Raw genomic sequence first — 5,968 nt, 5'->3', positions numbered from 1 at the left:
CTGACCGAGTACGGCATCACCGCGTCGATGAGCCGTCGCGGCAACTGTTGGGACAACGCCTGCAGCGAAAAGCTGTTCGGCTCGTTGAAGGTGGAGCGGCTACACGGGCAACGCTTCAAGACCCGGCGCCAGGCCATGGACGAAACCGTCGCCTGGATCCTCTGGTACAACCGCACCCGACTGCACTCGACGCTGGCCTATGTCAGCCCGATGCGGTTCGAAGAAAACTGGCTCGCCAACCAACCCCGGCACGCCAGTGCATGAGTCGGCTATGGGATACGGATTCCAGGGGCAAGGTCAGAGAGCAATGTCGAAATCGACGATGGTGGATTTGATTCGGGCACTCGATGACACCCTTGGGTGTTTTGCGTAGTCGTGACCTCCATCGCCTGCTGGAACGACAAAGGCTCCGCCTTTGGCCTTCTGGGCACTACGGATACCAGAGATAATTTGGGACAGGACTTCCTTGACGAATTCATCCAAGTTCATTGCTGCCTCCGATCAAGTTGCCAAACGTAATATATCCCGCAATCCTTGCCAAATAAGCTGACCGTTGCGGGATATTCTGGGCAGCGCCTGCGCTGCTAAGCCGCTTGTGGCTTGGGTTCTGCGCGATTGGCCTGTGCAAACAAACAGGTATAAACGTACCACGAAACCCGGCAACCACCGTCTTGCAGTCGGTGCGCCTGCTCGATCAACTGCGCGAGGGAGGAGAATTGGGATCAGGTCTATGTTCGCAGCACTCCCGAACCATTCCTTGGGCTGAGGCTATCCCCTGCCCAACCCACAGCTCGCGCCGCATTTGAAACACCCGCATCAAAAAGTAATACGCCCCGAATAACGGGGCGTATTACTGAACCGATGCTTGAGAACGTCAGGCTGCGGCGTCCTCGGCTTCTTTTTTCTTCGGGCGCGGTTCGGGCGGGGTGATGTCGAGTTTGATTTTGTCTTTCTCGGCTGCCGCTTCATCAATATCCACCGATACCCGCCCGCCATCGACCAGGCGGCCAAATAGCAGTTCGTCGGCCAGCGCGCGGCGCAGGGTGTCTTGGATGAGACGCTGCATCGGGCGGGCGCCCATGAGGGGGTCGAAACCGGCCTTGGCCAGATGCTTGCGCAGGGCGTCGGAGAAGGTGATGTCCACCTTCTTTTCGGCCAGCTGGGCTTCGAGTTGGAGCAGGAATTTGTCGACCACGCGCAGGATGATGGTTTCGTCCAGCGGCTTGAAGCTGATGGTCGCGTCGAGCCGGTTGCGGAACTCGGGGGTGAACAGGCGCTTGATGTCGGCCATCTCGTCGCCCTGCTCGCGCTTATTGGTGAAACCGATGACGGATTTCTGCATGGCTTCCGCGCCCGCATTCGTGGTCATGATGAGAATGATGTTGCGGAAGTCAGCCTTGCGCCCGTTGTTGTCGGTGAGGGTACCGTTGTCCATGACCTGCAGCAGCACGTTGAACACATCCGGGTGGGCTTTCTCGATTTCGTCGAGCAGCAGCACGGCGTGCGGCTTCTTGGTCACCGCCTCGGTGAGCAGGCCGCCCTGGTCGAAGCCCACATAGCCGGGCGGCGCGCCGATGAGGCGAGAGACCGTGTGGCGCTCCATGTATTCCGACATGTCGAAGCGAATGAGATCGACGCCCAAGGTGAACGCCAGTTGCTTGGCCACCTCGGTTTTACCAACGCCCGTGGGGCCGCTGAACAGGAAGGCGCCAATGGGTTTGTCGGGCTTGCCCAGGCCGGAGCGCGCCATTTTGATGGCGGCGGCCAGCGCGTCGATGGCGGCCTCTTGCCCGAACACGACGTTTTTCAGGTCGCGGTCTAGGCTCTTGAGCTTGGAGCGATCGTCGGTGGTGACGCTGTGCACCGGCACGCGGGCGATCTTGGAGATGATCTCCTCGATCTCGATCTTGCCGATGGTCTTTTTCTGCTTGCTCTTGGGCAGAATGCGCTGCGCCGCACCGGCTTCGTCGATGACGTCGATGGCTTTGTCGGGCAGGTGGCGGTCGTTGATGTACTTGGCCGAAAGCTCGGCCGCGGCCGACAGAGCGCCGGGCGAATACTTCACGCCGTGATGCTCTTCAAATCGCGACTTGAGGCCGCGCAGAATTTCGACGGTCTGCTGCACGCTGGGCTCGACCACGTCGATCTTCTGGAAACGGCGCGACAGAGCGGCGTCTTTCTCGAAAATGCCCCGATACTCTGTGAAGGTGGTGGCGCCGATGCAGCGCAACTGCCCCGACGACAACGCGGGCTTGAGCAGATTGCTGGCGTCTAGCGTGCCGCCCGAAGCCGAACCAGCGCCGATGAGGGTATGAATTTCGTCGATGAACAGCACGGCGTGCGGCTTGTCTTTGAGCTGCTTGAGCACGGCCTTGAGGCGCTGCTCAAAGTCGCCGCGATATTTGGTACCCGCCAGCAGCGCGCCCATGTCGAGCGAATAGACCACGGCGTCTTGGAGAATGGCCGGCACCTGCCCTTCGGTGATGCGCCAGGCCAGGCCCTCGGCAATGGCGGTTTTGCCCACACCGGCTTCGCCCACCAGCAGCGGGTTGTTCTTGCGACGGCGGCAAAGAATCTGAATGACGCGCTCGACTTCATGCTCGCGGCCGATGAGCGGATCGATCTTGCCCTGCTGCGCCAGCGCGTTGAGGTTGAGGGTGAACTGATCGAGCGGCGATTCCTTGCCCTCTTTCTCGTCCCCGCCGTCTTCGCTCGGCGCCGAGGCCGACTTGGCCGGTTCGACCGGCTCGGACTTGCGGATGCCGTGCGAGAGGAAATTCACCACGTCGAGCCGGGTGACACCCTGCTGGTGCAGGTAGTACACCGCGTGCGAATCTTTCTCGCTGAAAATGGCCACCAGCACATTGGCGCCCGTCACCTCTTTTTTGCCGTTGGAGGTGGACTGCACATGCATGATGGCGCGCTGAATGACGCGTTGGAAGCCCAGCGTAGGCTGGGTGTCCACATCATCGCTGCCCGGAACGATGGGCGTGTTTTCCTTGATGAACGCGGTCAGGCTTTTGCGCAGATCGTCCAGATTGGCCGAGCACGCGCGCAGCACCTCGGCGGCCGAGGGGTTGTCGAGCAGGGCCAGCAGCAGATGCTCGACGGTAATGAATTCGTGGCGCTGTTGGCGCGCCTCGACAAAAGCCATATGCAGGCTGACTTCCAGTTCTTGCGCAATCATCACGAGCCTCCTAAATGGCTTCCATCACACACTGCAAAGGGTGACCGGCCTGACGGGCCGCGCCGATCACCTGCTCCACCTTGGTGGCCGCGATGTCGCGGGTGTAAACCCCGCAAACGCCACGGCCGTCACGGTGCACTTTTAACATGATTTGCGTCGCCGTTTCGCGGTCTTTGTTGAAATAGTGCTGAATCACGACAACCACGAATTCCATCGGCGTGAAGTTGTCGTTGAGCAGGATGACCTGATACATCGCCGGCGGCTTGAGCCGCAGCGTCTGACGCTCGACAACGACGGCGCCGCCGTCTGCTGGAGGGGGGGAATGGGAAGCTGACATGCTCAAAATTGTAGGGAGGTCTGCCGTGGTTTGTTGTCGCCAAGGGTAATTCCGCAAGGTCGGCCGAATAACAAAAAACCGCATCCGAGCCATCCATCTGCGGCGGGGCCGACAGAAAACAAGAGCGGATGATCCCTCACTCGCAACCCGCATAAAAAAGACCGCCGAAGCGGTCTTATGAGAAAACGCAGGGCCGCCCCAAGTTTGCTTGTCCACCTCGCAGCTTGCAAGCTGCTCGGATTCGGCTCCGTCCAAGCTGCCGCAGGGCAGCTTGGAGCCGCAGGCCTCATCCCCTTCGGGGGCTGACGCGAACGCGGCAGGTCTGGGGGCGCTTTCAGGCGTCAGCAACGAGGGTCACATATGGTCGATCATCACCTGACCGAAGCCGGAGCAGCTCACCTGGGTGGCGTCGGGCAGCAGACGGGCGAAGTCGTAGGTCACCTGTTTGGACAGGATGGACTTTTCCATGCTGGCGATGATGCGGTCTGCGGCTTCGACCCAGCCCATGTGGCGCAACATCATTTCGGCGGAGAGAATTTCGGAGCCGGGGTTCACATAGTCTTTACCAGCGTATTTGGGCGCGGTGCCGTGGGTGGCCTCGAACATGGCCACGCTGTCGGAGAGATTGGCACCCGGCGCAATGCCGATGCCGCCCACCTGGGCCGCGAGCGCGTCGGAAACGTAGTCGCCGTTGAGGTTGAGCGTGGCGATCACGTCGTACTCGTCCGGCCGCAGCAGAATTTGCTGCAGGAAGGCGTCGGCGATCATGTCTTTCACCACGATGTCGCGGCCGGTCTTGGGATTTTTGAAGCGCATCCACGGCCCGCCGTCGAGCAACTGCGCACCGAATTCCTTGCCGGCCAGACCGTAGCCCCAATCGCGGAAGGCCCCTTCGGTGAACTTCATGATGTTGCCCTTGTGCACCAGGGTGACCGATTTGCGGTCATTGTCGATGGCGTACTGCAGGGCCTTGCGCACCAGGCGCTCGGTACCCTCGCGCGACACCGGCTTGATGCCGATGCCCGAGGTTTCGGGGAAGCGGATTTTTTTCACCCCCATCTCGTTGATGAGGAAATTGACGAGTTTCTTCGCCCCCTCCGACTCGGCGGCCCACTCGATACCGGCGTAGATGTCTTCGGAGTTCTCGCGGAAGATGACCATATCGGTCTTTTCCGGGTGTTTGACCGGAGATGGCACGCCCTGGAAATAGCGCACCGGACGCAGGCAGACGTAGAGGTCGAGCTCCTGCCGCAGCGCGACGTTGAGCGAGCGGATGCCGCCGCCGACCGGGGTGGTGAGCGGCCCCTTGATCGACACCACGTAATCGCGCAGGATCTGCAGGGTGATCTCGGGCAGCCACACGTCGGGGCCGTACACCCGCGTGGCCTTTTCGCCGGCGAAAATTTCCATCCAGGCGATCTTGCGCTTGCCGCCGTAGGCCTTCTCAACCGCCGCGTCCACCACCTTGATCATCACTGGGGTGATGTCGAAGCCCGTGCCGTCGCCCTCGATGTAAGGAATGATGGGATGGTCGGGAACATTGAGCGAAAAGTCCGGGTTGACCGTGATTTTTTCGCCTGCGGGCACGCGGATGTGTTGATCCATGGGGGGTCTCCTTCGGTAGTAACCCGAGCATTCTATGCCTCGGCAAGGGTGGAATGAAACAGTCTTGTATATGACATAAGAGTGGGTTTTGCGCGGCTCAAGCCAAATCGGCGTGCGCCGCTCGATATTGCGCCTGATGCTGCGTCCAGGCGTCGCGCAGCGCCTTGGCGGTATGCCCCGGCGCATCGGCCTCGAGGAAGTCGGCCGTCGGCCCCTGCATCACCAGCCGCCCGCCGCCCTTGCCGCCTTCCGGGCCGAGATCGATCAGCCAGTCGGCATTGGCCATCATGTCGAGGTCATGCTCGATCACGACCACGGTATGGCCGCTGTCGGTCAGGCGGTGCAGTACGCGAATGAGTTTTTCGGTGTCGGTCTTGTGCAGACCGACAGTCGGCTCGTCGAGCACGTACACCGTCGGCCGGGTTCCGGCGGTGGCGAGTTCGGTGACCAGCTTGATGCGCTGCGCCTCGCCGCCCGACAGCGTCGGGCTGGGCTGGCCCAGCGTCAGGTAGCCCAGGCCCACGTCCTGCAGCAGCTTCAGCGGATGCGAGATCGGCGGGTGCGCGGCGAAGAATTCCAGCGCCTCGTCGATGTTCATTCTCAGCACGTCGCCGATGCTCTTGCCGCGCAGTTCGATTTCCAGCGTCTCGCGGTTGAAGCGGCTGCCGTTGCAGACGTCGCAGCCTACCTTGACGTCGGGCAGGAAGCTCATCTCGATCGTCTGCACGCCCTGGCCGTCGCAGGCCGGGCAACGGCCGCCGGCGGCGTTGAAGCTGAAGCGGCCCGGGCCCCAGCCGCGCAAGCGCGCTTCGGCGGCGTCGGCGAACAGGCGGCGGATC

Annotated in this window: 5 protein-coding genes and 1 pseudogene; 1 reads left to right on the top strand and 5 read right to left on the bottom strand. The window is 61.6% G+C overall.

What is annotated here, in order from left to right:
- On the top strand, nucleotides 1-264 hold a 264-nt coding region (locus tag ABT24_RS15330; RefSeq protein ID WP_286738243.1), incomplete at its 5' end, for an integrase core domain-containing protein.
- Between the two features lie 33 nt (nucleotides 265-297).
- Here the strand turns inward: ABT24_RS15330 and ABT24_RS15325 are convergent.
- From ABT24_RS15325 to ABT24_RS15305, 5 genes and pseudogenes are all read right to left on the bottom strand, one after another.
- A complete protein-coding gene (locus ABT24_RS15325) occupies nucleotides 298-489 on the bottom strand; it encodes a hypothetical protein (protein WP_276728543.1) in 192 nt (63 codons plus the stop codon).
- A gap of 385 nt (nucleotides 490-874) precedes the next feature.
- Complete coding sequence (gene clpA, locus ABT24_RS15320) at nucleotides 875-3,187, bottom strand: ATP-dependent Clp protease ATP-binding subunit ClpA (RefSeq protein WP_013105756.1); 2,313 nt, start codon at nucleotides 3,185-3,187, stop codon at nucleotides 875-877.
- A 10-nt stretch (nucleotides 3,188-3,197) separates the two neighbouring features.
- Nucleotides 3,198-3,524 (bottom strand): ATP-dependent Clp protease adapter ClpS, encoded by a 327-nt coding sequence (gene clpS / locus ABT24_RS15315; protein ID WP_013105755.1) that lies wholly within the window; start codon nucleotides 3,522-3,524, stop codon nucleotides 3,198-3,200.
- A gap of 354 nt (nucleotides 3,525-3,878) precedes the next feature.
- Nucleotides 3,879-5,129, bottom strand: coding sequence for an NADP-dependent isocitrate dehydrogenase (gene icd, locus ABT24_RS15310; protein ID WP_276728548.1), 1,251 nt, complete (start codon nucleotides 5,127-5,129; stop codon nucleotides 3,879-3,881).
- A gap of 97 nt (nucleotides 5,130-5,226) precedes the next feature.
- Nucleotides 5,227-5,968: pseudogene (locus ABT24_RS15305) on the bottom strand (excinuclease ABC subunit UvrA); the annotation flags it as partial.

Origin of the sequence: Thiomonas sp. SCN 64-16 (genome assembly GCF_001725585.1) — a bacterium.
GTDB classification, from domain to species: Bacteria; Pseudomonadota; Gammaproteobacteria; order Burkholderiales; family Burkholderiaceae_C; genus Thiomonas; species Thiomonas arsenitoxydans.
This window is presented reverse-complemented; position numbering and strand designations above follow the sequence as displayed.

Coding starts and splice junctions, on each gene's coding strand:
- ABT24_RS15325 (WP_276728543.1), bottom strand. CDS start 489: ATGAACTTGGATGAATTCGTCAAGGAAGTCCTGTCCCAAATTATCTCT.
- clpS (WP_013105755.1), bottom strand. CDS start 3,524: ATGTCAGCTTCCCATTCCCCCCCTCCAGCAGACGGCGGCGCCGTCGTT.
- icd (WP_276728548.1), bottom strand. CDS start 5,129: ATGGATCAACACATCCGCGTGCCCGCAGGCGAAAAAATCACGGTCAAC.
- clpA (WP_013105756.1), bottom strand. CDS start 3,187: ATGATTGCGCAAGAACTGGAAGTCAGCCTGCATATGGCTTTTGTCGAG.